Source organism: Lysobacter sp. P5_B12, assembly GCF_056400425.1.
Map to the genome: position 1 here is coordinate 170,149 of NZ_JBFULG010000001.1, position 26,428 is coordinate 196,576.

General features: G+C 66.7%; 23 protein-coding genes. 14 read left to right on the forward strand and 9 right to left on the reverse strand.

Annotated elements, in window-relative coordinates:
* Positions 1-44: 44 nt before the first annotated feature.
* Positions 45-2,531 carry an ATP-dependent helicase HrpB gene (hrpB, locus tag AC1DOM_RS00780; protein WP_498959329.1) on the reverse strand — a complete coding sequence of 829 codons (2,487 nt, stop codon included), beginning with the start codon at positions 2,529-2,531 and terminating at the stop codon, positions 45-47.
* Between the two features lie 37 nt (positions 2,532-2,568).
* Between hrpB and AC1DOM_RS00785 the strand changes: the two genes are divergently transcribed.
* A complete protein-coding gene (locus AC1DOM_RS00785; protein WP_498959330.1) occupies positions 2,569-3,357 on the forward strand; it encodes a TatD family hydrolase in 789 nt (262 codons plus the stop codon).
* Here the strand turns inward: AC1DOM_RS00785 and AC1DOM_RS00790 are convergent.
* Genes AC1DOM_RS00790 through AC1DOM_RS00800 form a run of 3 tightly spaced genes read right to left on the reverse strand, consistent with a single transcriptional unit; the run spans position 3,354 to position 6,070 of the window.
* Positions 3,354-4,277, reverse strand: coding sequence for a DUF2167 domain-containing protein (locus tag AC1DOM_RS00790; RefSeq protein ID WP_498959331.1), 924 nt, complete (start codon positions 4,275-4,277; stop codon positions 3,354-3,356). The genes AC1DOM_RS00785 and AC1DOM_RS00790 overlap by 4 nt on opposite strands.
* Before the next feature lie 54 nt (positions 4,278-4,331).
* The gene (locus tag AC1DOM_RS00795) at positions 4,332-5,138 is read right to left on the reverse strand and encodes an ABC transporter permease (RefSeq protein WP_498959332.1); all 807 of its coding nucleotides are present in this window, start codon (positions 5,136-5,138) and stop codon (positions 4,332-4,334) included.
* Complete coding sequence (locus AC1DOM_RS00800; RefSeq protein WP_498959333.1) at positions 5,135-6,070, reverse strand: ABC transporter ATP-binding protein; 936 nt, start codon at positions 6,068-6,070, stop codon at positions 5,135-5,137. Before AC1DOM_RS00800 ends, AC1DOM_RS00795 begins: the two co-directional genes overlap by 4 nt.
* A 139-nt stretch (positions 6,071-6,209) precedes the next feature.
* Here AC1DOM_RS00800 and AC1DOM_RS00805 point away from each other — a divergent pair, with 139 nt between their 5' ends.
* The 4 genes from AC1DOM_RS00805 to AC1DOM_RS00820 all read left to right on the forward strand — a co-directional run bounded on the left by AC1DOM_RS00805 (position 6,210) and on the right by AC1DOM_RS00820 (position 10,557).
* Positions 6,210-6,977 (forward strand): ferredoxin--NADP reductase, encoded by a 768-nt coding sequence (locus tag AC1DOM_RS00805; RefSeq protein ID WP_498959334.1) that lies wholly within the window; start codon positions 6,210-6,212, stop codon positions 6,975-6,977.
* A gap of 81 nt (positions 6,978-7,058) precedes the next feature.
* On the forward strand, positions 7,059-8,627 hold the full coding sequence (locus AC1DOM_RS00810; RefSeq protein ID WP_498959335.1) for an alpha/beta hydrolase: 1,569 nt from the start codon (positions 7,059-7,061) through the stop codon (positions 8,625-8,627).
* Positions 8,627-9,382, forward strand: a complete 756-nt coding sequence (locus AC1DOM_RS00815) for an ABC transporter ATP-binding protein (RefSeq protein WP_498959336.1) — start codon at positions 8,627-8,629, stop codon at positions 9,380-9,382. Before AC1DOM_RS00810 ends, AC1DOM_RS00815 begins: the two co-directional genes overlap by 1 nt.
* On the forward strand, positions 9,379-10,557 hold the full coding sequence (locus tag AC1DOM_RS00820; RefSeq protein WP_498959337.1) for an ABC transporter permease: 1,179 nt from the start codon (positions 9,379-9,381) through the stop codon (positions 10,555-10,557). Before AC1DOM_RS00815 ends, AC1DOM_RS00820 begins: the two co-directional genes overlap by 4 nt.
* 91 nt (positions 10,558-10,648) lie before the next feature.
* Here the strand turns inward: AC1DOM_RS00820 and AC1DOM_RS00825 are convergent, their stop codons facing one another.
* The 5 genes from AC1DOM_RS00825 to rpmH form a co-directional block, all read right to left on the reverse strand.
* Positions 10,649-11,635, reverse strand: coding sequence for an energy transducer TonB (locus tag AC1DOM_RS00825; RefSeq protein ID WP_498959338.1), 987 nt, complete (start codon positions 11,633-11,635; stop codon positions 10,649-10,651).
* A gap of 157 nt (positions 11,636-11,792) precedes the next feature.
* Complete coding sequence (gene mnmE / locus AC1DOM_RS00830; RefSeq protein ID WP_498959339.1) at positions 11,793-13,133, reverse strand: tRNA uridine-5-carboxymethylaminomethyl(34) synthesis GTPase MnmE; 1,341 nt, start codon at positions 13,131-13,133, stop codon at positions 11,793-11,795.
* A complete protein-coding gene (yidC, locus tag AC1DOM_RS00835) occupies positions 13,130-14,845 on the reverse strand; it encodes a membrane protein insertase YidC (RefSeq protein ID WP_498959340.1) in 1,716 nt (571 codons plus the stop codon). The genes mnmE and yidC overlap by 4 nt, the downstream gene beginning before the upstream one ends.
* A 54-nt stretch (positions 14,846-14,899) precedes the next feature.
* Positions 14,900-15,307, reverse strand: a complete 408-nt coding sequence (gene rnpA, locus AC1DOM_RS00840; RefSeq protein WP_498959341.1) for a ribonuclease P protein component — start codon at positions 15,305-15,307, stop codon at positions 14,900-14,902.
* An 80-nt stretch (positions 15,308-15,387) separates the two neighbouring features.
* On the reverse strand, positions 15,388-15,528 hold the full coding sequence (rpmH, locus tag AC1DOM_RS00845) for a 50S ribosomal protein L34 (protein ID WP_156640208.1): 141 nt from the start codon (positions 15,526-15,528) through the stop codon (positions 15,388-15,390).
* A gap of 216 nt (positions 15,529-15,744) precedes the next feature.
* Here rpmH and dnaA point away from each other — a divergent pair, with 216 nt between their 5' ends.
* The 9 genes from dnaA (at position 15,745) to AC1DOM_RS00890 (ending at position 26,419) form a co-directional block, all read left to right on the forward strand.
* Positions 15,745-17,067 carry a chromosomal replication initiator protein DnaA gene (gene dnaA / locus AC1DOM_RS00850; RefSeq protein WP_498959342.1) on the forward strand — a complete coding sequence of 441 codons (1,323 nt, stop codon included), beginning with the start codon at positions 15,745-15,747 and terminating at the stop codon, positions 17,065-17,067.
* 226 nt (positions 17,068-17,293) lie between these two features.
* On the forward strand, positions 17,294-18,394 hold the full coding sequence (gene dnaN, locus AC1DOM_RS00855) for a DNA polymerase III subunit beta (protein ID WP_498959343.1): 1,101 nt from the start codon (positions 17,294-17,296) through the stop codon (positions 18,392-18,394).
* Positions 18,395-18,467: 73 nt separating this feature from the next.
* A complete protein-coding gene (recF, locus tag AC1DOM_RS00860; protein WP_498959344.1) occupies positions 18,468-19,562 on the forward strand; it encodes a DNA replication/repair protein RecF in 1,095 nt (364 codons plus the stop codon).
* A gap of 100 nt (positions 19,563-19,662) precedes the next feature.
* Positions 19,663-22,128, forward strand: a complete 2,466-nt coding sequence (gene gyrB, locus AC1DOM_RS00865) for a DNA topoisomerase (ATP-hydrolyzing) subunit B (RefSeq protein WP_498959345.1) — start codon at positions 19,663-19,665, stop codon at positions 22,126-22,128.
* Positions 22,129-22,279: 151 nt separating this feature from the next.
* On the forward strand, positions 22,280-23,101 hold the full coding sequence (locus AC1DOM_RS00870; RefSeq protein WP_498959346.1) for a M48 family metallopeptidase: 822 nt from the start codon (positions 22,280-22,282) through the stop codon (positions 23,099-23,101).
* 115 nt (positions 23,102-23,216) lie between these two features.
* Positions 23,217-24,344 carry a tetratricopeptide repeat protein gene (locus AC1DOM_RS00875; protein ID WP_498959347.1) on the forward strand — a complete coding sequence of 376 codons (1,128 nt, stop codon included), beginning with the start codon at positions 23,217-23,219 and terminating at the stop codon, positions 24,342-24,344.
* A 150-nt stretch (positions 24,345-24,494) separates the two neighbouring features.
* The gene (locus AC1DOM_RS00880; RefSeq protein ID WP_498959348.1) at positions 24,495-25,148 is read left to right on the forward strand and encodes an energy transducer TonB family protein; all 654 of its coding nucleotides are present in this window, start codon (positions 24,495-24,497) and stop codon (positions 25,146-25,148) included.
* A gap of 50 nt (positions 25,149-25,198) precedes the next feature.
* Complete coding sequence (locus AC1DOM_RS00885) at positions 25,199-25,969, forward strand: MotA/TolQ/ExbB proton channel family protein (RefSeq protein WP_498959349.1); 771 nt, start codon at positions 25,199-25,201, stop codon at positions 25,967-25,969.
* A gap of 27 nt (positions 25,970-25,996) precedes the next feature.
* Positions 25,997-26,419 carry an ExbD/TolR family protein gene (locus tag AC1DOM_RS00890; protein WP_498959350.1) on the forward strand — a complete coding sequence of 141 codons (423 nt, stop codon included), beginning with the start codon at positions 25,997-25,999 and terminating at the stop codon, positions 26,417-26,419.
* Positions 26,420-26,428: the final 9 nt, after the last annotated feature.

Sequence of the window (26,428 nt, forward strand, 5' to 3'; positions counted from 1 at the left end):
TCCGGCGCCTTGCGTTGAGCGTATGTGATCGCGGGCCGGCGCGTTCAGGTGCCGCGCGGCTTGGCGCGATGCGTCGCGGTCGCCGACCACGGATCGTCGGGCCACGGATGACGCGGATACCGGCCCTTCATTTCCTTGCGCACGTCGGGATAGGTGCGTTCCCAGAAGCCCTTGAGATCCTGCGTGACCTGCAGCGGCCGACCGCCGGGCGAGAGCAGGTGCAAGGTGAGCGGTATGCGGCCCTCGACGCGCGGCGTTTCGGCGAGGCCGAACAGTTCCTGCAGTTTCACCGCGAGCACGGGTGGGCGCACGCCGTCGTGATCGTCGACGGCGTACTCGATGCGTCGCTCCATGCCCGAGGGAACGGTGATGCGCGTCGGCGCGAGCGCATCGATGCGGCGGCGCAGGTTCCAGTCGACGGTTTGATGCAACGCATTGCCGAGTTCGGCGGCATCCAGCGCATCCAGTCGCGTCTTGCCTTCGAACGCGGGGCGCAGCCAGGTGTCGAGCGTGCCGAGAAGCGCGGCGTCCGACAAATCGGGAAAACCTTCGTCCGGCGCCCATTCGCGCAAGGCGCGGACACGCGCGCGCCATTGCTGCAGCGTTTCGCTCCATGGCAGCGCGTCGAGCCCGAGATCGCGCACGGCGTCGGTGAGGGCGCGCGCGGCTTGCGCGGGGTCGACGCGGCCGGCGGGTTTCGATTCGAGCACGATCCCGTCGAAACGGCGTTCGCGCTGTGCGACGAGTGCGCGGCGAGTCGCGTCCCAGCGCACCGTGTCTTCTTCGACGAAGCGCTTGGGGAAATCGCGGCGCAACGCGGCTTCATCGACGGGCGCACCGCGCAGCAGCAACGCGTCCTTCGCTTCGTAACGCAATTCGCTAGCGACGACCCAGGGTTCGCCGAACAGGGCGCTGTCGTCGAACAGGGTGGCCATGCGGCCGTTCGCGAGTTGGTATCGCCGCGGTTGCGTGGGATGTTGGTGCGCGATGCGATCCGGAAAGGCATGCGCGAGCAGGTCGCCGAGGCGATGCGCGTCGATCGAACGCGGTGGGTGCGCGTCGACTTTCAGGCGACGACGCCATTGTTTCGCGGCGGCATCGAGCGCGGCGAAACCCGCGCGGCTTCCGCCCGGATCGTGGCCGCTGCGGAATGCGGCGAGCGCGCGCCAACGTTCGGCGAGTGCGTCGCTGCGGGAACGCAGGGGATCGCGCGCTTCGATCAGAGCTGCGAGATCGCAGGCGAGCGCGCGGTCTTCGTTGTTCGTCGGCGCGATGAGCATCGCTGCCAGGCGTGGATGCGTGCCGAGGGCGAGCATGCGACGCCCGAGCGGCGTGATCGCGTCACCGTCGAGCGCACCCAGGCGACGCAACAGATCGCGTGCCGCACCGAGCGCGCCGGCGGGTGGTGCGTCGACGAACGCGAGTGCGTCGCTGCCCCATGCGGCCAGTTCGAGCGCGAGCCCCGCCAGCTCGACCTGTGCGATCTCGGGGCGGCGTTGCGGTTCGAGGCGTTGCGATTGCGGCCATAGGCGATACGCCCAACCTTCGGCGACGCGGCCCGCGCGCCCCGCACGCTGGTCGGCGGAGGCTTGCGCGATCGCGACGACGTCGAGCCGCGCGAAGCCCGAATTCGGGTCGTAACGCGGTTCGCGCGCCAGGCCGCTGTCGATCACGATGCGCACGCCGGGCAGCGTGACGCTGGATTCGGCGACGTTGGTGGACAGCACGATGCGGCGACGATCGCCGGGCGCCAGCACGCGCGCCTGTTGTTCGACGGGCAACTCGCCATGCAGGGCGAGCACCTCGATGTCGCGCAAGACCTCGCTTCCCGCGATGGCTGCATCGACCTGCGCGATCTCGCGCTGGCCGGGCAGGAAGACGAGCACATCGCCGGGATGTTGCGCGACGGCCTGTTCGATCGCGCGGCGTGTCTGCGGGACGAGCGCTTCGTCGCGGCGCGCGGGGAAATGCGCGATGTCGACGGGATACGCACGGCCTGCGCTGGAAAGACGAGGCGCGTCGAGGAAGCGCGCGAGGCGCTCTCCGTCGAGCGTCGCCGACATCACGACCATGCGCAGGTCTTCGCGCAATCCCGATTGCACGTCGAGCGCGAGTGCGAGCCCGAGATCGCCGGCGAGGTGGCGTTCGTGGAATTCGTCGAACAGCAGTGCGCCGACGCCCTCGAGCATCGGATCGTCCTGCAGCATCCGCGTGAGGATGCCTTCGGTGACGACTTCGACGCGCGTGCGCGCGGAGACTTTGCTTTCGAAGCGGATGCGGTAGCCGACGGTTTCGCCCGGCACTTCGCCCAGTTGCTTCGCCATGAACCCGGCAGCGGCGCGTGCGGCCACGCGGCGGGGTTCGAGCATCACGACCTTGCGGCCGTCGAGCCAGGGCGCATCGAGCAGCGCGAGCGGCACCTGCGTGGTCTTGCCGGCGCCGGGCGGCGCTTCGAGCACGAGCCGCGGATGCGCGGCCAGGCTCGCACGGATTTCCGGCAACAACGGGGTGATGGGGAAGTCGGCGCGCACGCGGGAAGTCTACGGTGCCGGCCGGTAAACTGCGGCCATGCTCATCGACATCGGCGCCAACCTGACCCACGACAGCTTCGACCACGACCGCGACGCCGTGCTGCAACGCGCGCGCGATGCCGGGGTGGGGCGCATGATCGTCACCGGCGCGAGCCGCGCGCATTCGCCCAAGGCGGCGGAACTCGCGCGCGCGCATCCGGGGGAGCTGTTCGCCACCGCCGGCGTGCATCCGCACCACGCGACCGAATACACCGCCGAGTGCGACGCCGAGATGCGCACATTGCAGGCATTGCCGGAAGTGGTGGCCGTCGGCGAATGCGGCCTGGATTATTTCCGCGATTTCTCACCACGCCCGGCGCAACGCCGCGCGTTCGAAATGCAGCTGCAGATCGCGGTGGACACCGGCAAGCCGGTGTTCCTGCACCAGCGCGACGCGCATGCGGACTTCATGGCGATCATGAAGCAGTTCGACGGCAAGCTCGGGCCGAGCGTGGTGCATTGCTTCACAGGCACGCGCGAGGAATTGTTCGATTACCTGGACCAGGACTGGTCCGTCGGCATCACCGGCTGGCTGTGCGACGAACGCCGCGGCCTGCACCTGCGCGAACTGGTGAAGAGTATCCCCGCCAACCGCCTGATGATCGAAACCGACGCGCCCTACCTGCTGCCGCGCACGGTGAAACCGCAGCCTTCGCACCGGCGCAACGAGCCGATGTACCTGGCGCACATCGTCGAAGAGCTCGCGCGCGACCGGGGTGAAGCGGTGGACGACGTCGCGGCCGCCACGACGGCGGCCGCGAACGCGTTCTTCCGGTTGCCGTCCTAAACGACAGTACGGGTCTTGTCGCCCTTGTCGCGGCTGAAGAACCCGACGATCTTCTTGCCGAGCGCGGCGATCGCCAGGCCGATCGGAATCAACAACTTCTTCAGGCCGAGCAGCACGACGCCGAGTTTGGCGAGCAAACCCGTCTTCGCGGCGAGGCCGCCGGCGACCAGCGCGGCGATGCCATAGGCAGCCACCTTGTCGGTGCTGTCGTTGAAGTCGGCGTAACGCGCGCCGGGATCGAATTCCACCATCGGCAACAGCGTCTGCATGTCGCCCTGGACTTCGCCCATCGAATCCATGTTGGCCACTGCATTGAGGCTGAGGTAGCCACCGCGGCCGAGCACGCGAATGTCGTAGTTCAACGTGTGCTTCGCATCGCCGTCGAACTGCAGGTCCTTCGCCCAGAACAACTTCTTGTTGGCGGCGTCGTAATGCGGCGCGGTGGCCCATCCGTTCAACTGCACGGTGCCGAAGCCGGCTTTCTTGCGCTCTTCGTTTTCTTCCTTCACGCCGTCCTTCATGTCCTTGAGCATGTCGTCGTAGTCGATGCTCGAGGCCTCCTTGTCGGACACGTAACCGTCGTCGGAATAGGTGACGACCACCGCCCAGCTGCCGTCTTCGGACAGATCGTGCGATTTCGGAACGACCATGCCGAGTACGGTGTCGTCGGGCGGATTGCCCCACAGGTCTTCGAGGACCTTGCGTGCGTCGGCGGCTTCCAGGTAGTGGAAGTCCTCGCCGAGGCGGAAGGTGGCCTTGGCTTTCGGCACCGCGATCTGGCCGTCGCGCCAATGCAGGGACGAGACGAGCGACTGCACCTGCGCCTGTTGTTGCGCTTCGTCCGCCGGGGCGTCCTGCGCGCTGCTGCTTGCCGCCACGGCCAGCAGGCCGAGCAGCATCCATCGGAACTTGAATTGCATCTGTGGTTTCCCTGCCGGCGTCCCCACGCCGGGTGCAGGGATTCTACAGATTCGTCAGCTGCGCAGGCCCACGCCGCGCTTGAGCAGCAACAGGCCGATCGCCGTCAGCACGACCACGAAGCCGAGCATCAGCGAATACGCGACCCACACCGGCACGTCGCTCACGCCGAGCAGCCCGTAGCGGAATGCGTTGACCATGTAGAAGACAGGGTTGAGATGCGTGGCGGTCTCGGCCCACGCCGGCAGCAGCTTCACCGAATAGAACACGCCGCCCAGATACGTGAGCGGGGTGAGGATGAACGTGGGGACGATCGCGATGTCGTCGAACTTCTTCGCGTACACCGCGTTGACGAAGCCGGCGAGCGAGAAGATCGTCGCGCCCAGCAGCACGGTGGTGAGCGTCACGAACGGATGGTGCATGCGCACCGGCGTGAAGAACATCGAGATGCACAGCACGATCACGCCGACGAGCAAGCCGCGCAACACCGCGCCGGCGACGTAACCCCCGAGGATCACGTAGTTGGGCATCGGGCTGACCAACAGCTCTTCGACGTGGCGGCCGAATTTCGCGCCGAAGAACGAGGAGGAGATGTTGCCGTAACTGTTCTGGATCACGCTCATCATGACCAGGCCCGGCACGATGAACTCCATGTACTTCAGGCCGTCCATCGGGCCCACGCGCGAACCGATCAGGCCGCCGAAGATCAGGAAGTACAGCGTCATCGTGATCGCCGGCGGCACCAGCGTCTGCGCCCAGATGCGCAGGATGCGCGTGACTTCGCGGCGCACGATGGTGCCGAGCGCGACCCAGTTGCGGCGCGCGTTGGACGTGGGAGCTTGCGTGGCGACGATGGTGTTCACTGGGTGTCCTTCGACGTCAGTCGCACGAACAGTTCTTCGAGGCGGTTGGACTTGGTGCGCATCGAACGCACGCGGATGCCTGCATCGTTGAGCGCGGCGAAGACGCGGTTGAGGTCCATCGCGCGCGGCATTTCCAGGTCGATGGTGTGGTCGTCCACGCGCGCCAGCATCGTGCCCGCGATTTCCGGCAGCACCAAAGGCACGCTGCCGTCGATGTCGAAAAGGAAACCTTCGACGTCGAGCTTGGCGAGCAGCGACTTCATCGGGCCCTGTTCGACGATCACGCCCTTGTCGATGATCGCAAGGTGCCGGCAGAGATTCTCGGCCTCCTCGAGGTAATGCGTGGTGAGGATGATCGTCGTGCCCGAGGCGTTGATTTCGCGCAACGTCTTCCACATGCCGCGGCGGATTTCGATGTCGACGCCGGCGGTGGGTTCGTCGAGGATCAACAGGCGCGGGCGCACCATCATCGCGCGGGAGATCATCAGGCGGCGTTTCATGCCGCCCGACAGCGTGCGAGACATCACCTGCGCCTTGTCCCACAACTGCGCGCGCTTGAGTTCCTCTTCGGCGCGCACCATCGCCACTTCGCGCGGGATCCCGTAGAACCCGGCGTAGTTGCACAGGATGTCGAAGGGCTTCTCGAAGAGGTTGAAGTTGATTTCCTGCGGCACCAGGCCGACCAGGCGCATCGCTTCGCTGCGGTTGCGCGCGATGTCGACGCCGAAGATCTCCACCTCGCCCGCGGTCTTGTTGACCAGCGAGCTGACGATGCCGATCAGCGTGGACTTGCCCGCGCCGTTGGGGCCGAGCAGGGCGAAGAAATCGCCGGGGCGTACGTCCAGCGAGACGCCCTTGAGGGCCTGCACGCCGGTGTCGTAGGTCTTGCGAAGGTCGCGGACGCTGAGGGCGGGCACGGTGGCTTGGGACATTGCGTCGGGGGACATCAAGAAGGCCGCCGGAACGAGAAGGAAGAAGGGCCGCGCCGCAGGCGCCGCGGCGAAGCCGGTAGTATAGGCGGCCCCGTGTCGCGCCCGGCGCCACGGTCTGTTGCACAAAGAATCCCACGCCTTGGCCATCATCCACTTCCCGCTCAAGCTCACCGCGCGCCGCATGCTGGCGCCGACGGTCGCGCACCTGTCCTTCGTCCGCGAGGACGGGCAACCCCTGGATTTCATCCCGGGCCAGTTCGTCCAGGTGCACTTCCATTACGCCGACGGCACGGGGACCAAGCGCAGCTATTCGCTGGCCACCATCCACGACCATGCGCTCGGCGCGGGCGAAGCGGTGGAGATCGCGGTCAGCTACGTGGCCGGCGGTGCGGCGACGGCCTTGTTCGAAGGCCTCGAGATCGGGGGCACGGTCGATGCCAGCGGCCCCTATGGCCGCTTCTGCCTGATGCCCGCCGACGCCAACCAGCGTTACCTGCTGATCGGCACGGGCACGGGCGTCACGCCCTATCGCGCGATGCTGCCGCAGATCGAACAACTCATCGCGCAGCGCGGCATCAAGGTGATCCTGCTGTTCGGTGCACGCACGCCGGTGGAGTTGTTGTACGGCGAGGAGTTCCGCGCCTTCGCCGGCAAGCATCCTGAACACTTCCGCTTCGTGCCGTGCTTCTCGCGCGAGCTGCCCGCGGCCGATTCGCCGCAGGCCCACGCCGACGTCCGCCATGGCTACGTGCAGCAATTCCTGCAGGAATTCACGCCCGACGCGGGCACCGACATCGCCTACCTGTGCGGCAACCCGAACATGGTCGATGCCTGCTTCGAGACGCTGAAGGCCGCCGGCCTGCCCGTTCCGCAGATCCGCCGCGAGAAGTACGTCAGCAGCAAGTAGCGCCCCGCGCCATCGGTCACGTTCCGCCCCGGGCGGCGTCCTGTCACCATGGATGCCAATCGAGGGGAGGGAAACGCGCCGATGTCTCGCAAGACCCGCACGCTGATCATCATTGCCGTGGCAGTCGGTTTTCTCGGCTACCGCGCATGGCAACAACACAAGCCCGAGAAACCCGAGGGCCCGCGCAAACCCGTCGCCGCCGAACCTGCGCCCGAACGCAAGCTGGGCCGCATCGCCTTCAAGCCGTGCACGCTGTCGCCGCCGATGGGCGGGCAGAGCGTGGAAGCGCAGTGCGGCACCTTGTCGGTCGCGGAAAATCCCGCGCAACCGAACGGGCGCCGCATCGCACTCAACATCGCGTGGATCCCCGCCGACGAATCGGGCAACCACGATCCCGATCCGGTGTTCCTCATCGCGGGCGGCCCTGGCCAATCGGCGACGGAGAGTTTCCCCGGGATGATCCCGGCCTTCCATGACGCGTCGAAGAATCGCGACCTGCTCATGGTCGACCAGCGCGGCACGGGCAAGTCCAATCCCTTGTTGTGCAAGCCCGACGACGAGGACAAGGCCGCGCCCGATACCGTCGATACGAGCGCGGCGGACGCCGACGAATCGCCCGAAGCCTCGCGTGCGATGGCGGTGAAATGCCGCGACCAACTCGCGCGCAAGGCCGACCTGCGGTTCTACACGACGACCGACGCGACCCGCGATCTCGACGCGGTGCGCGAAGCGATCGGCGCGCAGAAGATCAACCTGATGGGCGTGTCGTACGGCACGCGCGTCGCGCAGCAGTACGCGATGCATTATCCGCAGCACACGCGCACGATCGTGCTCGATTCGGTCGCGCCCAACGCGATCTATCTCGGCAACGATTTCGCGCGCAACCTGGAGTCGGCCCTCGACCTGCAATTCGGCCAATGCGCGAAGACGCCCGGTTGCACCAAGGCGCTCGGCGATCCGCGCGAACGCCTCAATGCGCTGATGACGAAGCTGCGTGCCGAAGCGCCGCTGGTGAAGTATCGCGACGCCGCAACCGGCGAGATGAAGGAAGAGCGCCTGCGCCCGGGCCACGTGGCTGGGCTTGCGCGCATGTATGCGTACGTGCCGATCGCCTCGTCGATCCTGCCGCTGTTGTTGCACGAAGCCGACCAGGGCCGCTACGAAAACCTGATGTCGCTGTCGAAGATGCTCGGCGGCTCGATGGCCGACGCGATGGCCTACGGCATGCAGTTGTCGGTGGTGTGTTCGGAGGACGCGGCCGGGTTGCGCGTGGATGATGCGATGGCCTCGTCGCTGCTCGGCAATTCGCTGGTCGACCTGATGCAGGCGCAGTGTTCGGTGTGGCCGCGCGGCGCGGTGCCGAAGGATTTCCATGCGCCTCTGTCGACCGACGTGCCGGCGTTGTTGTTGTCGGGCGAGCTGGATCCGGTGACGCCGCCATCCTACGCCGCGCAAGTGGTGAAGACCTTGCCGAAGGGCCGCGCGCTCGTGTTGCGCGGCCAGGGCCACAACGTAATCGCGGCTGGCTGCATGCCGAAGTTGTGGGCGCAGTTCCTCGAAACGGCGGATGCGAAGAAGCTCGATGCCACGTGCCTCGACACGCTCACGTATACGCCGCCGTTCACCTCGTTCAATGGATGGGAGCCGTAATGATCGTCGCCGAACATCTCCGCAAGACCTTCCCCGGTAAAGGGAAGGACAAGGCGCCGGTCGTCGCCGTCGACGACGTGGGCTTCGAAGCGCGCGACGGCGAAATCACCGGCCTGCTCGGCCCCAACGGCGCGGGCAAGACCACGACGCTGCGCATGCTCTACACGCTGATGCGGCCGGAGAGCGGGCGCGTGTTGGTCGACGGCAAGGATGTCGCCACCGATGCCGACGCCGCACGGCGCGCGCTCGGCGTGTTGCCCGATGCACGCGGCGTGTACAAGCGCCTTACCGCGCGCGAGAACATCCGCTACTTCGGCGAGTTGCACGGCCTGGATGCGGCGACCATCGACACGCGCATCCGCGAATTGTCGACGGCGCTGCAGATGGACGACTTCCTCGACCGCATGACCGAGGGCTTCTCGCAGGGACAGCGCACGAAGACCGCGATCGCGCGGGCGCTCGTGCACGACCCGCGCAACGTCATCCTCGACGAGCCGACCAACGGACTCGACGTGATGACAACGCGCGGCTTGCGCGACTTCCTGCGGCACCTGCGCGGTGAAGGGCGTTGCGTGATCTTCTCCAGCCACATCATGCAGGAGGTCGCCGCGCTGTGCGATYGCATCGTGGTGATCGCGCACGGGCGCGTCGTCGCGCAAGGCACGGCGGATGAATTGCGCGCGCAAACCAACGAACCCAACCTCGAGGATGCCTTCGTGCGATTGATCGGATCGGAAGAGGGCCTGCACGCATGAAATCGATGCAATCCATCCGCACGATCCTGGTGAAGGAGCTGCGGGAGTTCGTCCGCGACAAACGCACGTTGTTGCTCGCGCTGGTGCTCGGCCCGTTGATCACGCCGGCGATCATGCTCGGGATCCTGACGCTCGCCGAGTCGCGTGCGAAGAGCCAGGTCGAGAAGCCGCTCGATGTGGCGATGGTCGGCGTGGAGCACGCGCCGAACATGGTGAAGTGGCTCGCCGGCCAGGGCATCCGCCGCAAGGCTTTCGAAGGCGATCTCGATACCGCGATCCGCACGCAGGCCGAAGACGTGTACCTGCGCATCGGCCCGGAGTTCGAGAAGCAATGGCACGAAGGATCGCCGGCACTGGTGGAGATCGTGCACGACAGCACGCGCCAGGATTCGGAGATTCCCGTGCGCCGCATCGAAGCCGCGCTCACGTTGTATGGCCAGCAGGTCGGCGCGTTGCGGTTGCTCGCGCGCGGCATGAACCCGAGTGTCGCCGCGCCGCTGGCCGTCGCGCACAAGGATCTGTCGACGCCCGAAGCGCGACGCGGCATGGTCATGGCGTTCCTGCCTTACCTGCTGATCCTCAGTGCGTTCCTCGGCGGGGCGTACCTGATCATCGACACGACCGCGGGCGAGCGCGAACGCCAGTCGCTGGAACCCTTGCTCGCAACGCCGGCGCATCGCGGCGCGGTGGTGACGGGCAAGATCCTGGCCGCGTGCGTGGTCGGTGGGACATCGCTGTTGCTCACGCTGATCGCATTCAAGATCGGCGCGGCGTTCTCGCCCGGCATCGGACGCAACATGGACGTCAGCATGCCCGCGATCGCGAAGATGCTGCTGCTGCTGGTGCCGATGTTGTTCGTCGGCACTTCGTTGCTGACCTTCATCGCGGCCGGCGCGAAATCCGTCAAGGAAGCGCAGAGCTACATGAGCATGCTGATGCTGCTGCCGATGATCCCGACCATCGCCTTGATGGTGAGCCCGGTGAAGAACCAGTTGTGGATGTTCGCCGTGCCCTTCCTCGCGCAGAACCAGGCGCTGATGAAAGTGGTGCGCGGCGAGTCGATGGAGCCGATGCAGTGGATGGTGTACCTGGTCGCCGGGTTCGGGCTGGCGCTGGTGTTGTGGTTCGCTGCGACGCAACGGTACAAGCAGGAGCGATTGGCCATCTCCGCGTGAACCCCTCCCCAGCCCTCCCCTGCAGTCGCAGGGGAGGGAGCACAAAAAAAGCCCGGCGATTGCCGGGCTTTTTTTTGCTGCGATGTTGCGATCAGCCGCCGGGGCGGAAGTTGATCGTGCGCGTCGTGGTGACCGGCGCATCGATGGGCGCGAACTTCCAGCGCTTCACGGCCGCGAGCGCTTCGCGATCGAACACGCGCGGCGGCGTGGCGTCGACGACGCGGGCAGCGGTGACCGAGCCGTCGGTGCCGACGGTGATCTCCAGGCGGACTTCGCCGCTCTGGTTGCGGCGCGCGGCTTCGGCCGGATAACGCGGGGCCGGCGTGGACACTGCGCGCAGCCCACCACCACCACCGGCCGGTGCGGACGCGGTCTGCGCGGGCGCCTGCGCCGGTGCGTTGGCGGCCGCGGCCTTCTGCTGCGCTTCCTTCGCGGCGGCAGCTTCGCGATCGGCTGCGGCCTTCTTGTCGGCTTCGGCCTGCGCGGCCTGCTGGGCGGCGAGCTGCTGGGCCGCCTGCTGCTGCGCGGCCTGTTGCTGCGCGACGCGGGTCTTCTCGAGTTCGGCCTGGCGCTTGGCGTCTTCCTCGGTCTTCACCTTGTCCTGTTCGGCGCGCGCGGCGACGGCCTGCTGCTGCTGCGCGATCGTCTGCTTCAGTCGCGGCAGGGCCGGCGCGGTGGCGTCGGTCTTTTCCATCAGCGCGTAGAGGCGCTGGGATTCAGCGAAGTCTTCGCGCTGGATGCTCTGCTCGGTCGCGATGAGCGCGTAGGGCATCAGGTCGGTCAGCGCGCTGGCCACCGCCGGATCGCTCGGGGCCTTGTCGCGCAGCGCGAGGTAATACTCCATCGCGTTGTTGCCGGCCGGCGCGTACAGACGCTGGTCGCGGAGCGCGGCGCTGGCCGATTCGCGCAGCTGGTCGGCGCTCATCGCGGCGACGGCTTCGGAAACGGCGGCGACCGGCTTCGCGGCGGCGGCCGCGGCCGCGGTGGCGCTGCTGGCGGTGCCCGCGGTCGTGGGACCTTCGGACTTGTTGCAGGCGGCGAGGGCGACGCCCATCGCGACCAGCACGAAAAGATGCATCCGCGTCACGCGCGGTTGCGGATTGGAACTTGCGTACATAACGGAACCACTCCCCTGGTTGTGCCCCCTGGCGGGCACGTGTGCTAAGGACGCGACAGAGGCGGGCTTTTGTCAAGGTCCCGTGACGGAAATCGCACGCTTAACAGGCCAGCGAAGGCTACTTGCCGATGCAGAAGCTGCTGAAGATGTGGCCGAGCAGGGCGTCGGGCGCCACCCGCCCCGTGATTTCGCCGAGGGCGTCGTGTGCGGCGCGGAGGGATTCGGCAGCCAGGTCCAGGGCTTCCTGACCGAGCTGGCCGCGCGCGTCTTCCACGTGGAGCGCCGCACGCGCCAGGGCGTCGACGTGACGGGCCCGGGCGGTGAAGGTGCCTTCGGCCGCGTCGGCGGCGTCGGCGCCGGAAAGGTGGCGCAGGCGCGCGTGCAGGGTGTCGAGCCCCTGGCCGGTGCGCGCGGAAACGAAGACGGTGTCGTCGGTGCCTTCGAGTGCGGTGTCCAGCAGGTCGGCCTTGTTGTGGATCCAGAGGCGACGGGGGACATCGTCGATCGCATCGGCGACGGCGGCGCGGCCGCGCTCGGGCTCGCGCGCGTCGAGGACGACGATCGCCAGGTCGGCGCGCCGCAACTCTTCGCGTGCGCGGCGCATGCCTTCGCGTTCGATCGCGTCGCCGCCTTCGCGCAGGCCCGCGGTGTCGACGAGGGTGAGTTCGGCGCCATCGAGGCGGACGGTTTCGTGCAACAGATCGCGCGTGGTGCCGGCGATGTCGGTGACGATCGCGCGCTCGCTGCCGGCCAGGGCGTTGAGCAGCGAACTCTTGCCGGCGTTCGGCGGGCCGACGATCACCGCGTGCAATCCGTCGCGCAGCTTGCGGCCGCGTTCGGCGTCGGCGAGCAGCTGCGCGATTTGCGCCGCGGCACGTTCGAGGCCTGCGCGGACTTGTTCGCCACCGAGGGTGTCGAGCGATTCGTCGGCGAAGTCGATGGCCGCTTCGACGTGCACGCGCAGGTGGAGCAGTTCGGTCGCCACGCCATCGACGCGCTCGGAGAACACGCCATCGAGTGCGCGGCGCGCGGCGCGTGCGGCGCGGGTGTCGGCGGCGGCGATCAGGTCGGCGATGGCTTCGGCCTGCGCGAGATCGAGTTTGCCATTGAGGAACGCGCGTTCCGAGAATTCGCCGGGGCGTGCGTTGCGTGCGCCGAGTGCGCGGCATGCAGCGACGATCCGCTGCAGCACAACCGGGCTGCCGTGCGTTTGCAATTCGACGACGTGTTCGCCGGTGAAACTCGCCGGCGCCGCGAAGTACAGGGCGATGCCGTCGTCGAGCAATTCACCGTCGGCGCGGATGCGCACGTAATGCGCGTGGCGCGGCACGAGTGCGGCGCCGCTCAGGTTCTCCGCGATCGCGCGGCTGCGCGGACCCGACAACCGCACCATCCCGACGCCACCGGCACCGGGCGCGGTGGCGATGGCAACGATGGTGTCGGTGTCGTGGTCGGTCACGCCTTGGCGGGACTCGTCGTGGCCGCGTCGCGCTTGAGCATCCACCACTGCTGCAGCAGGCCGAGCGCGCCGTTGGTCACCCAGTACAGGACCAGGCCGGCCGGGAAGAAGATCATCGTCACGCCGATCACCAGCGGCATCAGCTGCATCATCTTCTGCTGCGTGGGATCCATGCCCGCCGTAGGGGCGAGGCGCTGCGTGCCCCACATGATCGCGACGTTGATGATCGGCAACACGAAGAAGGGATCGCGCGCGGAAAGATTGTCGATCCACAGTGCCCACGGCGCATGGCGCAGTTCGACCGATTCGGAAAGCATCCAGTACAGGGCCAGGAAGATCGGCATCTGGATGAGCAGCGGCAGGCAGCCCGTCGCCGGATTCACCTTCTCCTTCTTGTACAACTCCATCGTCGCCATCTGCAGCTTCTGGCGGTCGTCGCCGTAGCGTTCCTTCAGCTGCTGCATGCGCGGCTGCAGCTTGCGCATCTTCGCCATCGACTGGAATTGCTTGGCGGCGATCGGGAACAGCAGCGCGCGGATCAGGATCACCAAGCCGACGATCGACCAACCCCAGTTGCCGATGACCGAGTGGATGGCCGAGAGCACGACGAACAGCCAGCCGGCGAGCGTGGCCATGATCGAGAAGCGCGAGAAGTCCACCGCGCGCGTGAGGCCCGGCACGTTCTGCGCTTCGATCGCGCTCACCAACTTCGGACCCACCCACAGGCGCGCATGCGTTTCCGCGGTCTGGCCCGGCGCGACGTTGACGCCGGGGCCGAGCGCGCGCACGACGTAATGCGTGACGCCGCCTTCCTGCGTGGTGGTGAGCGTGAACTTCGACTTGTCCTGGTCGCCCGGGATCCATGCCGTGAAGAAGTAATGCTGCAGCAGTGCGATCCAGCCGCCGGTGGCGTCCTTGTCGAGCGTGCCGTCGTCGACGAAGTCCTGGTACTTGCGGCGTTCGTACTTGTCGCCCGGCGTGTACCAGGTGGCGCCGTGGAAGGCGAAGGCTTCGGGATTGGTGTAACCGGTCTTCTGCGGCGGCGGGTTGCGCACGAGTTGGCGGTAGACGTAACCCTGCCAGTTCGCGGCGCCGTGGTTGACCACTTCATCGCGCACTTCGATGGCGTAGCCGTCGCGCGGGAAGGTGTAGGTGCGGCGGATGGTCACGCCGTTCGGACCCGTCCAGGTGAAGGGGACGGCGATGGAATTCTGTCCGGCGGCGAGCGTGAGGTTGCGCGTGTCGCCTTCGGGCACGAACGCAGCCAGATGATCGGGCGCGGGGCCCGAGCTGCTGACCCAACCGCTCTGCGCTTCATAGAAGCGCGCCGGATCGGCGTCGAACAGCGTGACGTTGCCGGTGTCCTCGGACTTCGCTTCGCTCGGGAACTTCAACAGCTCGGCGTTGCGCACGTTGCCGCCGTCGAGCGTGATCTTCAGCGTGTCGGTGGTGACGGTGACCGTGTCGTTCGACTGCGCGCGCGCAGTGGCCGTCGTCGGCACGCCCGCTTGTGCAGGTGCGCTCGGCACGCCGGCGGCGGCACCGGTGGGCGCACTCGGCACGGCGCCGGGCACCACGCCGGTGGTGGTCGTGGTTTGCGTCACGGCCGGTGGCGTTTGCAGCGCGGCGGTCTGCTCCTTGTTCCACTCCATCCAGAGCAGCGTCGCCACCAGGATCCAGGCGATAACGAGGAAGACGCGGGTCTGGTTCATTCAGGAGGGCTCGGGCGGCAGGATGCGCGCGCAGCGAATGCAGCGCGCGAAAGTTCAAGGGGATGGGGGCGGATCGCCCGGCAGGCAAGCGGCGGGCATTGTGCCGCCGGCAGCCGGGGGCGGCAACGCGCCGGCGCGACGGAAGAGCGAGGTCATGGCTGCGCGCAGTGCTTTCCCGTCGCTTGTTCGGGCGGCGGCGCGCAACACCAGGACGTAATCGCCATTGGCGAGCTGGAGGCGGAGCTTGCGGAATTCGGCGCGGAGCACGCGCTTGATGCGATTGCGGCCGACCGCGCGCGGATCCACCTTGCGCGACACGGCAAGCCCCACGCGCGCAGGCGCGGTGCCGCCGAGCCAGTGCAGGCTCATGAGGGGATCTGCGTTGCGTCGACCATCTGCGAACACCCGGTCGAACTCGGCCCGCTGGCGGACGCGGGCACTGCGGGGCAGGCCGGCGTCCATGGGGTCGGTTCGCGAGTGATCGGTTGTCGTCAGGTCTGGCGTTGCCGCCAAGTCCGGCACGGCCACGAAGGCCGCGCGGGTCAGACCGTCAGGCGACGACGGCCCTTGGCGCGACGACGTGCGAGGACCTTGCGGCCGTCGGCGGTCTTCATGCGGGCACGGAAGCCGTGGTCGCGCTTGCGCTTCAAATTGCTGGGCTGGTAGGTGCGCTTGGTGGCCATGATGCGGCTCGCGTGCGGTTTTTGCGGACAAGACCCGAAAGTCTAGCGGGGCAATGCAGTGATGGTCAACTCAAATCACGATTGCGGACTGGCGACGCGGTTTACGTTGGCGCATCCCGGTGCCGGTGGTAGTCTGCCTTTCTCCCACTTATCCACAGCATCGTGCGGGTTGCCCCCGCTCGCGTGCTGGCTTGTCGACGGACACCGTAACGCGCGATGGAAGCCTGGCCCCGCTGTCTCGAACGCCTCGAAGCCGAATATCCGGCTGAAGACGTCCATACCTGGCTCAAGCCCTTGCAGGCCCGCCTCCGCGACGATGGCCTGGTGCTCTACGCGCCCAACGCCTTCGTGATGGAAGAGGTGCGCGCGCGCTATCTCGACCGCATCCGCGAACTGGTCGCGCATTACGCCGGCAGCGCGGACGTCAGCCTGGAAATCGGCGCGTTGCGTCGCGATCCGCCGCCGTCGTCGACGCCTTCGATGCCCGCGCGCGCGCCAGCGCCCATCGAGCCTTTCCAGGGCAACCTCGACACGCATTACACGTTCGACAACTTCGTCGAAGGCCGCAGCAACCAGCTCGGGCGCGCCGCCGCGTGGCAGGCCGCACTCAAGCCCGGCGATCGTTCGCACAACCCGTTGTTGTTGTACGGCGGCACGGGGCTCGGCAAGACGCACCTGATGTTCGCCGCCGGCAACGCGATGCGCGAAAGCAATCCGCGAATGCGCGTGATGTACCTGCGCAGCGAGCAGTTCTTCAGCGCGATGATGAAGGCGCTGCAGGACAAGACGATGGACGCCTTCAAACGGCAGTTCCAGCAGGTCGACGCGCTGCTGATCGACGACATCCAGTTCTTCGCCGGCAAGGACCGCACGCAGGAGGAGTTCTTCCACACCTTCAACGCGCTGTTCGACGGCAAGCAGCAGATCATCCTGACTTGCGATCGCTATCCGCGCGAAGTCGAGGGCCTGGAGCCGCGGCTGAAATCGCGCCTGGCGTGGGGATTGTCGGTGGCCATCGAGCCGCCGGATTTCGAAACGCGTGCGCAGATCGTGCTGTCGAAGGCGCGCGAGCGCGGGGCGAACCTGCCCGAAGACGTGGCCTTCCTGATCGCCAAGAAGATGCGCTCCAACGTGCGCGACCTCGAAGGCGCGCTCAACACGTTGTCGGCGCGTGCCAACTTCACCGGCCGCGCGATCACGCCGGAGTTCGCGCAGGAGACGCTGCGCGATCTGTTGCGCGCGCAGCAGCAGGCGATCGGCATCCCCAACATCCAGAAGACCGTGGCAGACTACTACGGCCTGCAGGTCAAGGATTTGTTGTCGAAACGGCGGACGCGTTCGCTCGCTCGCCCACGCCAGATGGCAATGGCGCTGGCCAAGGAGCTGACCGAACACAGCCTGCCCGAGATCGGCGACGCGTTCGCCGGTCGCGACCACACGACCGTCCTGCACGGCTGCCGGCAGGTCAGGACGCTGATGGAGACCGACGGCAAGCTGCGGGAAGATTGGGACAAGCTCATCCGCAAACTCAGTGAATGAGTCGGGGGCAAGTTGTGGATAAGGCGTCACCCACCTAGGGGGCAGCAGTTTTATCCACAACTTTTCCCGGGGCCGGCGCCCGGTTTGTACACGCTTTGCTCACGTCGATAAACGTTTCAGGATCAAACAGTTAAGCCCGCAATACCCATATTTTCGCGACACCAAGCACCACCACTCTTTTGATTTATCCATCCTTCCAGAGCTTGGACCCGGGGAACCAGACCGCATGCGTTTCAGCCTGCAACGCGAAGTCTTCCTGAAGCCGTTGGCGCAAGTCGTCAATGTCGTCGAACGTCGCCAGACCCTCCCGGTCCTCGCCAACCTGCTGGTGCAGGTGCGCGCAGGGCAGCTGTCGCTGACCGGCACGGACCTGGAAGTGGAAATGGTCGCGCGCCATGCCGTCGACGACGCCCAGGATGGCGAGACGACGATCCCGGCCCGCAAGCTGTTCGAGATCGTCCGTGCCCTGCCCGATGGCAGCAAGGTCACCGTCTCGCAGTCCGGCGACAAGGTCACGGTGTCTGCGGGTCGCAGCCGGTTCACCCTGGCGAGCCTGCCGGCCAACGACTTCCCGTCGGTCGACGAAGTCGAAGCCACCGAGCGCGTCCGCGTGCCGGAAGCCGGCCTCAAGGAACTGATCGAACGCACTGCCTTCGCGATGGCGCAGCAGGACGTCCGCTACTACCTCAACGGCTTGCTGTTCGACCTGCGCGACAAGACGCTGCGCTGCGTGGCCACCGACGGCCATCGCCTGGCGCTGTGCGAAGCCCCGCTCGATGGCGGCGCCCAGGCCAAGCGCCAGATCATCGTGCCGCGCAAGGGCGTGCAGGAGCTGCAGCGGCTTCTGGAAGGCGGCGATCGCGAGCTCGAACTCGAAGTCGGCCGCAACCACATCCGCGTCAAGCGCGACGATGTGACCTTCACCAGCAAGCTCATCGACGGTCGCTTCCCGGATTACGAGGCCGTGATCCCGATCGGCGCCGACCGCGAGGTCAAGGTGGACCGCGAAGTCCTGCGTGCCGCCCTGCAACGCGCCGCGATCCTGTCGAACGAGAAGTACCGCGGCGTCCGCGTCGAGGTCTCGCCCGGCCAGCTGCGCATCAACGCGCACAACCCGGAGCAGGAAGAGGCGCAGGAAGAAATCGAAGCCGATACCCGCGTCGATGGCCTGGCGATCGGCTTCAACGTGAACTACCTGCTGGATGCCCTCTCCGCCCTGCGCGACGAGCACGTCATCCTCCAGCTGCGCGACGCCAACTCCTCCGCGCTCGTTCGCGAGGCCGGGAGCGAAAAGTGCCGCCATGTGGTGATGCCGCTCCGCCTATGATCCGGCCTCTGTTCCACGTGGAACGCGCAAGAACGCCCGGCCTGGTCCGGGCGTTCTGCTTTGGGGCACGTTGATGCGGATCACCCGGCTCGACATCAGCGGCCTGCGGCGCTTCGACACGGTCTCGTTGGCGCCCGACCCCGCGCTCAACCTGCTGACCGGCCCCAATGGCGCCGGCAAGACCTCGGTCCTCGAGGCCATGCACCTCATGGCCTACGGACGGAGCTTTCGCGGCCGGGTTCGCGACGGTCTCATCCGGCAGGGCACTCCTGCCCTCGAGATCTTCGTCGAGTGGGAAGAACCCGGCGGCCGCACTCGGAAGGCCGGTCTCCGGCATACAGGTGCGACGTGGCAGGGCCGCTTGGATGGCGCGGACGTTACGCACCTGGGTGAACTCTGCGCCGCACTGGCCGTAGTGACCTTCGAACCCGGCAGCCACGACCTGGTGACCGGCGGGGCCGAGAACCGCCGCCGCTTGTTGGATTGGGGCCTGTTCCACGTGGAACCGGACTTCCTTCGCGTGTGGCGGCGGTATGCACGCGCCCTGAAGCAGCGGAACGCCCTCCTCAAAGCCGGGGCCCGAACGGCAGAGCTCGACGGCTGGGAACACGAGCTGGCCGAGAGCGGCGAGGCCATCACCCGTAGCCGCGAGACCTACCTCGCCCAATGGCAGCCCCGTTTCGCGGGCGAAGCGGCCACGCTGGCGCCGGCCCTCGGGATCGAGCAACTCACGCTCCAGCCCGGTTGGCGACGGGATGAGGTCAGCCTGTCCGACGCCCTGCTGCTTGCCCGAACGCGCGACCTTGCCATGGGCTTCACCAGCGTCGGCCCGCACCGCGCGGACTGGCGGATCGGATTCACGGGGATCCCGGGCCGCGATGCGCTGTCCCGCGGACAGGCCAAGCTCACCGCGCTTGCGCTCCTCCTGTCGCAGGCGCGGCTCCACGCAGGCTTGGCCGGCGACTGGCCCGTCATCGCGCTCGACGATCTGGCCTCCGAGCTCGATCGCACGCACCAGGCCCGCGTCGTCGACGACCTCGTCGCCACGGGGGCGCAAGTCTTCGTGACCGGAACCGACGCCCCAGAGGCACTGTTGGCGCACACGGGACGCCTGCTGCGCGTCCACGTCGACGAAGGCCGGCTCCGCGCTGAAGGCCCAACGCGCTGACGCGCGTGTAGCGGGCGGCCGCTGCGTGCGTTTTGATACACTGTGCATCCATAGCTAATGTGTCTCGACGCGCGTGCGCGTCGCGGGAGCCCCGAGCCGAATGTCGCAGCAAGAACACGCCGAGGGCGCAGAGCCCACCGTCCAGAACAACACCTACGATTCCAGCAAGATCACCGTCCTGCGCGGCCTGGAGGCCGTCCGCAAGCGCCCCGGCATGTACATCGGCGACGTGCACGACGGCACCGGCCTGCACCACATGGTGTTCGAGGTCGTCGACAACTCGATCGACGAAGCGCTCGCCGGCCACGCGAACGAAGTCTCGGTGATCCTGCACCAGGACGGCTCGGTCTCCGTGGGCGACAACGGTCGCGGCATCCCGGTGGACATCCACAAGGAAGAGGGCATTTCCGCAGCGGAAGTGATCCTCACCGTGCTCCACGCGGGCGGCAAGTTCGACGACAACAGCTACAAGGTTTCCGGCGGCCTGCACGGCGTGGGCGTTTCGGTCGTCAATGCGCTGTCCGAGCATCTCTGGCTCGATATCTGGCGCGACGGCCACCATTACCAGCAGGAGTATTCGCTCGGCGAATCCCTGTATCCGCTGAAGCAACTCGAAACCTCCAGCAAGCGCGGCACGCTGCTGCGCTTCAAGCCGGCGCGCGAAATCTTCACCGACGTCGAATTCCACTACGACATCCTGGCCAAGCGCCTGCGCGAGTTGTCGTTCCTCAACTCCGGCGTGCGCATCACGCTGACCGACCTGCGCCTGCAGGAAGACGGCAGCGAGGGCAAGCGCGACGTCTTCGAATACGAAGGCGGCATTCGTTCGTTCGTCGAGCACCTGGCGCAACTCAAGACGCCGCTGCACCCGAACGTGATCTCCGTGTCGGGCGAAATGAACGGCATCACGGTGGACGTCGCCCTGCAATGGACCGACTCCTACCAGGAGACGATGTTCTGCTTCACCAACAACATCCCGCAGAAGGATGGCGGCACGCACCTGATCGGCTTCCGCGCCGCGCTGACGCGCACGCTGTCGAACTACATCGAACAGAGCGGCATCGCCAAGCAGGCGAAGATCACGCTGTCCGGCGACGACATGCGCGAAGGCATGATTGCCGTGCTGTCGGTGAAGGTGCCCGACCCGAGCTTCTCCTCGCAGACCAAGGAGAAGCTGGTCTCGTCCGAGGTCCGCCCGGTCGTTGAGAGCACGTTCGGTACACGTTTGGAGGAGTTCCTGCAGGAACACCCCCATGAAGCCCGCGCCATCGCCTCCAAGATCGTCGACGCCGCCCGTGCCCGCGAAGCCGCGCGCAAGGCCCGCGACCTCACCCGACGCAAGGGCGCGCTCGATATCGCCGGCCTGCCCGGCAAGCTGGCCGACTGCCAGGAAAAGGACCCGGCGAAGTCCGAACTGTTCATCGTCGAGGGCGACTCGGCGGGCGGTTCGGCGAAGCAGGGCCGCAACCGCAAGACGCAGGCGATCCTCCCGCTCAAGGGCAAGATCCTCAACGTGGAACGCGCGCGCTTCGACCGCATGCTCGGCAGCGCGGAAGTCGGCACGCTGATCACCGCGCTCGGCACCGGCATCGGCAAGGACGAATACAACCCGGACAAGCTGCGTTACCACCGCATCATCCTGATGACCGACGCCGACGTCGACGGCTCGCACATCCGCACGCTGTTGCTGACGTTCTTCTACCGGCAGATGCCGGAGCTGATCGAACGCGGCCACATCTACATCGGCCTGCCGCCGCTGTACAAGATCAAGCAGGGCAAGAACGAGTTGTACCTGAAGGACGACGCGGCGCTCGATGTGTACCTGGCGAACAACGCCGTCGAAGGTGCGTCGCTGATTCCCGCCGACGGCGAACCGGCGATCGAAAGCAACAACCTCGAAAAGCTGCTGCTCGCCTACGCTTCCGCGCGCGACGCGATCGCACGCAATGCGCATCGCTACGATCCGGTGCTGCTCGAAGCGCTGGTCGACTTCGTTCCGCTCGACGCCGCGCACGCCACCGAAGCCACCGCGCAGCAGTTCAGCGCACTCGAACAACGCCTCAACCAGAAGGGCCTCGGCAAGCCGCGCTATCGCCTCGAGCTGCACACGGCCACCGAATCGCGCCCCGCCGCGATCGCCGTGCACCGCACGCACATGGGCGAGGAGATCGTGCAGATCCTGCCGATCGCCGCGTTCGAAACCGGCGAGCTGCGCGCGGTGCGTGAAGTCGCGCAACTGCTGCACGGCCTGGTGCGCGAAGGCGCGCAGATCGTGCGCGGCAATCGCGCGCAGCCGATCGCGCGCTTCGCCGATGCGCATGCCTGGCTGATGGAAGAAGCGAAGAAGGGCCGCCAGATCCAGCGCTTCAAGGGCCTGGGCGAAATGAATCCCGAGCAGCTGTGGGAAACCACGGTCAATCCGGAGACGCGCCGCCTGCTGCAGGTGCGCATCGAGGATGCGGTCGCCGCCGATCAGATCTTCGCCACGTTGATGGGCGATGTCGTGGAACCGCGCCGCGAGTTCATCGAAGAGAACGCGCTCAAGGTCGCCAACCTCGACGTCTGATTCGCGCAAATCGGCCAAGTCGGCGGGCGCAACGCCCGCTGAAAATGACCGCCGGGCGAACGGCCGGTGTGATCTGTTTCACGGTTTGACACCGAATTCAGGACTCCTGCCCTATACGGGTCGGGAACCTGAATTCGGAAAATCGCCGCCCATGCTCCGACACCTCCGCCCTGCCGCCCTGGCCCTCGCCATCGCGGTCACTGTTGCCAGCTGCGCCACGACGACCTCTCCCACCGGCCGTACGCAGGTGGTGGGCGGCGTTTCGCAACAGGAACTCAACCAACTCGGCGCGCAAGCCTTCGCCGAAGTGAAACAACAGAAACGGCTGAGTACCGACGCGCACCAGACGCGCGAAGTGCAATGCATCGTCGGCGCGATCACGCGCCAACTGCCGCCGAATTGGCAGAGCGGTTGGGAAACCGCGGTGTTCGTGGATCCCGAACCCAACGCCTTCGCGCTGCCCGGCGGCAAGGTCGGCGTTTACAGCGGCATCTTCAAGGTCGCCAACACGCAGGACGAACTGGCGGGCGTGATCGCGCACGAAATCGGACACGTGATTTCGCGCCACCACGAAGAGCGCATCACGCGGCAAATGGGCGCCCAGGGCGCGGTGGAATTGCTCGGTGCCTTGCTCGGTTCGCGCTACGGCGCCGGCGCGCAAAGCGCGGCGGTGCAGGGCGGCAGCGTGCTCGCGCAAACCGGTTTCCTGCTGCCGGGTTCGCGCGAACAGGAATCCGAAGCCGACGTCGTGGGCCAGCAACTGATGGCGCAGGCCGGCTTCGATCCGCGCGGCGCGGTGCAGTTGTGGACCAACATGATCCAGGCCACGCAGAACAGCGGCCGTCCGCCGCAGTGGCTCTCCACGCACCCCAATCCCGAAAGCCGCATCCGCGAACTCCAGCAGCGCGCCGCGTCGCTGCTGCCGGTTTATGACCAGGCGCGTGCCGCCGGGCGCCGACCGGCCTGCGGGTGAACCCATCGACAATCCGGCAACCGACCCCCGCTCCACATAACGGCCTTTCTGCTAGCGTGAGCGCCCCCCGGGCATCCCGCCCAAGACCCTCCCGATCCCATTCGAGGTTCCCCCGATGAACGCGTCCCCCAAGCTCCGCCCGCTCGCACTCGCGTTGTGCACCCTCGTCGCCGTCGCGGCGGTCGCACCCGCATTCGCGCAGGCACAGGATTACGGTCACTCGTCGATGCGCGACGAGCGCGCCAAGCGCCAGAAGGAACTCGGCAAGACGAAGGAAGAGGGCAAGGCGACCGAAGAGCAGATGTGGCCGAACGCCACGCGCAAGTCGCCCGAGGGAGAAGCCAAGGGCAAGAACCTCAAGGCGCTGCAGGAAATCCAGGCGCTCTACCAGAAGCAGGACTACGCCGGCGCAATGGCGAAGGCCGATGCCTTCGCCGCAACGAGCGGCCTGAGTGCGTACGAGCAGTCCTTCGCCTACCAGCTCGCCGGTGCATCGGCTTCGGAGCTGAAGAACGACGCGAAGTCCGCCGAATATTTCAAGAAGGCCGTCGACGCCAACGGCCTGGACAACAACAACCACTACACCGCGATGTACAACCTCATCGCGACGTACTACTCCACGGGCAAGTACGCCGAGTCGCTGGCGCTGCTCGACAAGTTCCTCGCCGAAACCAAGTCCGACAAGCCCGAGTACCAGCAGTTGCGCGCGCAGTTGCTCGCCAACACCGGCCGTGGCGGCGAAGCGGCGAAGACCTTCGAAGACCAGCTGGCGAAGAACCCCAACGACAAGCGCGCGCTGCTGAACGCGGTGTCGGCCTACCAGGCGGCGGGCGACGACGCGAAGGCGACCAAGCTGCTGGAAGAGGGCTACAACAAGGGCATGCTCACCGAAGCGAAGGAACTGCAGGTGCTGTACGCCAACTACCTCAACGCCGAGCGCTTCAAGGATGCGCAGAAGGTGATCGAGGACGGCGCGGCGAAGGGCATCCTCAAGGAAGGCCCGGACCTGGCGACCGCCTATTCGCTGCTCGGCCAGAACGCGTATTACAACGGCAGCGACGCCGACGCGCTGAAGTTCTATTCCAAGGCCGCCCCGATGGCGAAGGACGGCGAGGCTTACCTCAACGAGGCCAAGATCCTGCGTGCGCAGGGCAAGACGGCCGAGGCCAAGGCCGCTGCCCAGAAGGCCATGGACAAGGGCTTGAAGAAGCCGCAGGAAGCGAAGGAAATCCTCGCCGACTGACGACATCACATACCGAGCCCGCGGCATTGGTGTACCGCCGCGGAATTGATATATGCTTGGAAATTCCCGCGGCCGCTTCAGCTTCGTAAGCGGCCAGCATTGCAATCCGGCGCGAAAAAGGCGTCGGGCCCTGACCCCAGAGCCTCGCGCATGACGGAAACACTGCCGCATCCCGACAGCCACGCACGCCAGCCGTTGAACTGGCCGCGCATCGTCGGCATCTCTTTCGTGATCGCCCTGCATGTCGCGGCGCTGATGCTGCTGCTCATGCCGGTGGCGCCCCCCGGCGCCCAGGTGGAAGAAGAAGAAGTGACCCTGGTCAACTTCATCAAGCCGCCGCCGCCGCCCCCGCCGCCGCCGCCGCCGCCGCCGGAACCGCCGAAGCAGATCGTGCTCAAGCCGCAGACCGTGCCCAAGCCGAGCCCGCTCCCGCCGCCGCCGGAAGAACCGCCGGTCGTGTTCGACGAGCCCTCGCCGGTCGACGTCCAGGCGCCGCCGCCGGCACCGCCCGCGCCGCCCGTCGGCCCGCAGGGTCCGGCACGCGATCCCAACGACCTTCGTGCCAACGTCTGCTTCCAGCCTCCGCTGGGTCCGGTCGCCGCTGCCGTCGGTCGCGCGCGCATCACCGGCTCGATGAAGTTGCAGCTGACGTACGGTGCGGACGGTACGGTCAGCGATGTCCAGGTCGCACAGTCGAGCCGCGACCGCAACGTGGACCGTGCCGCGCAGAGCTGGGCGCGTCGCATCAAGATGTGTCCGGGCCAGCCGGGTTCGGGCATCTTGCCGATGGAACTCAAGCAGTAACTTTTTTCTTCCCTTAGTACTCCATTCTTTCCAGACAGAAGGTAAGCGTCATGCTGCAGGAAACCACCAACGCCGTTGCCGCGACCGGGAGCAACGCCGACGCGCTCAAGCAGATGGGCGTCGACCACCTGGCACGCGAAATGCTGAGCAACCCGGGCGACTACGTCGTCCAGCTCGTTGTCGCCACCACCCTGATCATCATGTCCGCGATGTCGTGGTACTGGATCGTGATCAACCTGATCAAGAACGTCCGCATCCGCGGCAGCGCCGACCGCGTCGTCTCCACGTTCTGGGAAACCCCGAACGCGCAGGACGCGATCCGCTTCATGGAAGAGCAGAACAAGGCCGAGCCGTTCTCCAAGATCGCGCTCGACGCCGCGCAGGCCGCCGCGCACCACCAGCGTCACGAAGGCTCGCGCCTCGTTGAATCGCTGAACCGCTCGGAGTTCGTGGACCGTGCCCTGCGCCAGGGCGTGACCCGCGAATCCTCGCGCCTCGAGAACGGCCTGACCGTGCTCGCCACCGTCGGTTCGACCGCGCCGTTCGTCGGCCTGCTCGGTACCGTGTGGGGCATCTACGGCGCGCTGATCAAGATCGGTGCCACCGGCCAGGCGTCGATCGACGCGGTCGCAGGTCCCGTGGGTGAAGCGCTGATCATGACCGCCGTCGGTCTGTTCGTCGCCATCCCGGCGGTGCTTGCGTACAACTTCTTCGTGCGCCTCAACCGCGTCACGAACAGCAAGTTCGATACCTTCGCGCACGACCTGCACGACTTCTTCGCGACGGGTGCACGCGTCGGCGAAATGCCGGCCAAGCGCTAAGCAATCGCAACTTGACGGAGTTCCCCCATGGCCTTCAGTTCCGGTAACGAAAGCGGCGGCCCGATGGCCGAGATCAACGTGACGCCGCTCGTCGACGTCATGTTGGTGCTGCTGATCATCTTCATGATCACGGCGCCGCTCATGTCCCACAAGGTGAAGGTGGAGCTGCCGAAGGCGAATCTCGACAAGATCGAAGAGCCAAAGTTGATCGTGCAGCCGATCACCATCACGGTGAGCGATGCCGGCAACCTGTACTGGAACGACCAGCCCATCACCAAGGACCAGATCGAGAGTCGTCTCTCGGTCGAAGCCCAGAAGACGCCGCAGCCGGCCATCAACGTGCGCGGCGATCGGACGACGAAGTACCGCATCGTCCAGCAGGTGGTGCAGGTCGCCCAGAACCAGGGCATGCGCAAGGTCGGCTTCGTGGCCGAGAAAGAACGGCCCTGAGCCTTTAGG

Coding starts and splice junctions, on each gene's coding strand:
- AC1DOM_RS00870 (WP_498959346.1), top strand. CDS start 22,280: ATGCTCCGACACCTCCGCCCTGCCGCCCTGGCCCTCGCCATCGCGGTC.
- gyrB (WP_498959345.1), top strand. CDS start 19,663: ATGTCGCAGCAAGAACACGCCGAGGGCGCAGAGCCCACCGTCCAGAAC.
- AC1DOM_RS00785 (WP_498959330.1), top strand. CDS start 2,569: ATGCTCATCGACATCGGCGCCAACCTGACCCACGACAGCTTCGACCAC.
- yidC (WP_498959340.1), bottom strand. CDS start 14,845: ATGAACCAGACCCGCGTCTTCCTCGTTATCGCCTGGATCCTGGTGGCG.
- AC1DOM_RS00875 (WP_498959347.1), top strand. CDS start 23,217: ATGAACGCGTCCCCCAAGCTCCGCCCGCTCGCACTCGCGTTGTGCACC.
- AC1DOM_RS00880 (WP_498959348.1), top strand. CDS start 24,495: ATGACGGAAACACTGCCGCATCCCGACAGCCACGCACGCCAGCCGTTG.
- dnaA (WP_498959342.1), top strand. CDS start 15,745: ATGGAAGCCTGGCCCCGCTGTCTCGAACGCCTCGAAGCCGAATATCCG.
- AC1DOM_RS00820 (WP_498959337.1), top strand. CDS start 9,379: ATGAAATCGATGCAATCCATCCGCACGATCCTGGTGAAGGAGCTGCGG.
- AC1DOM_RS00885 (WP_498959349.1), top strand. CDS start 25,199: ATGCTGCAGGAAACCACCAACGCCGTTGCCGCGACCGGGAGCAACGCC.
- rpmH (WP_156640208.1), bottom strand. CDS start 15,528: ATGGCCACCAAGCGCACCTACCAGCCCAGCAATTTGAAGCGCAAGCGC.
- AC1DOM_RS00825 (WP_498959338.1), bottom strand. CDS start 11,635: ATGCATCTTTTCGTGCTGGTCGCGATGGGCGTCGCCCTCGCCGCCTGC.
- AC1DOM_RS00790 (WP_498959331.1), bottom strand. CDS start 4,277: ATGCAATTCAAGTTCCGATGGATGCTGCTCGGCCTGCTGGCCGTGGCG.
- dnaN (WP_498959343.1), top strand. CDS start 17,294: ATGCGTTTCAGCCTGCAACGCGAAGTCTTCCTGAAGCCGTTGGCGCAA.
- recF (WP_498959344.1), top strand. CDS start 18,468: ATGCGGATCACCCGGCTCGACATCAGCGGCCTGCGGCGCTTCGACACG.
- AC1DOM_RS00810 (WP_498959335.1), top strand. CDS start 7,059: ATGTCTCGCAAGACCCGCACGCTGATCATCATTGCCGTGGCAGTCGGT.
- AC1DOM_RS00890 (WP_498959350.1), top strand. CDS start 25,997: ATGGCCTTCAGTTCCGGTAACGAAAGCGGCGGCCCGATGGCCGAGATC.
- rnpA (WP_498959341.1), bottom strand. CDS start 15,307: ATGGACGCCGGCCTGCCCCGCAGTGCCCGCGTCCGCCAGCGGGCCGAG.
- AC1DOM_RS00800 (WP_498959333.1), bottom strand. CDS start 6,070: ATGTCCCAAGCCACCGTGCCCGCCCTCAGCGTCCGCGACCTTCGCAAG.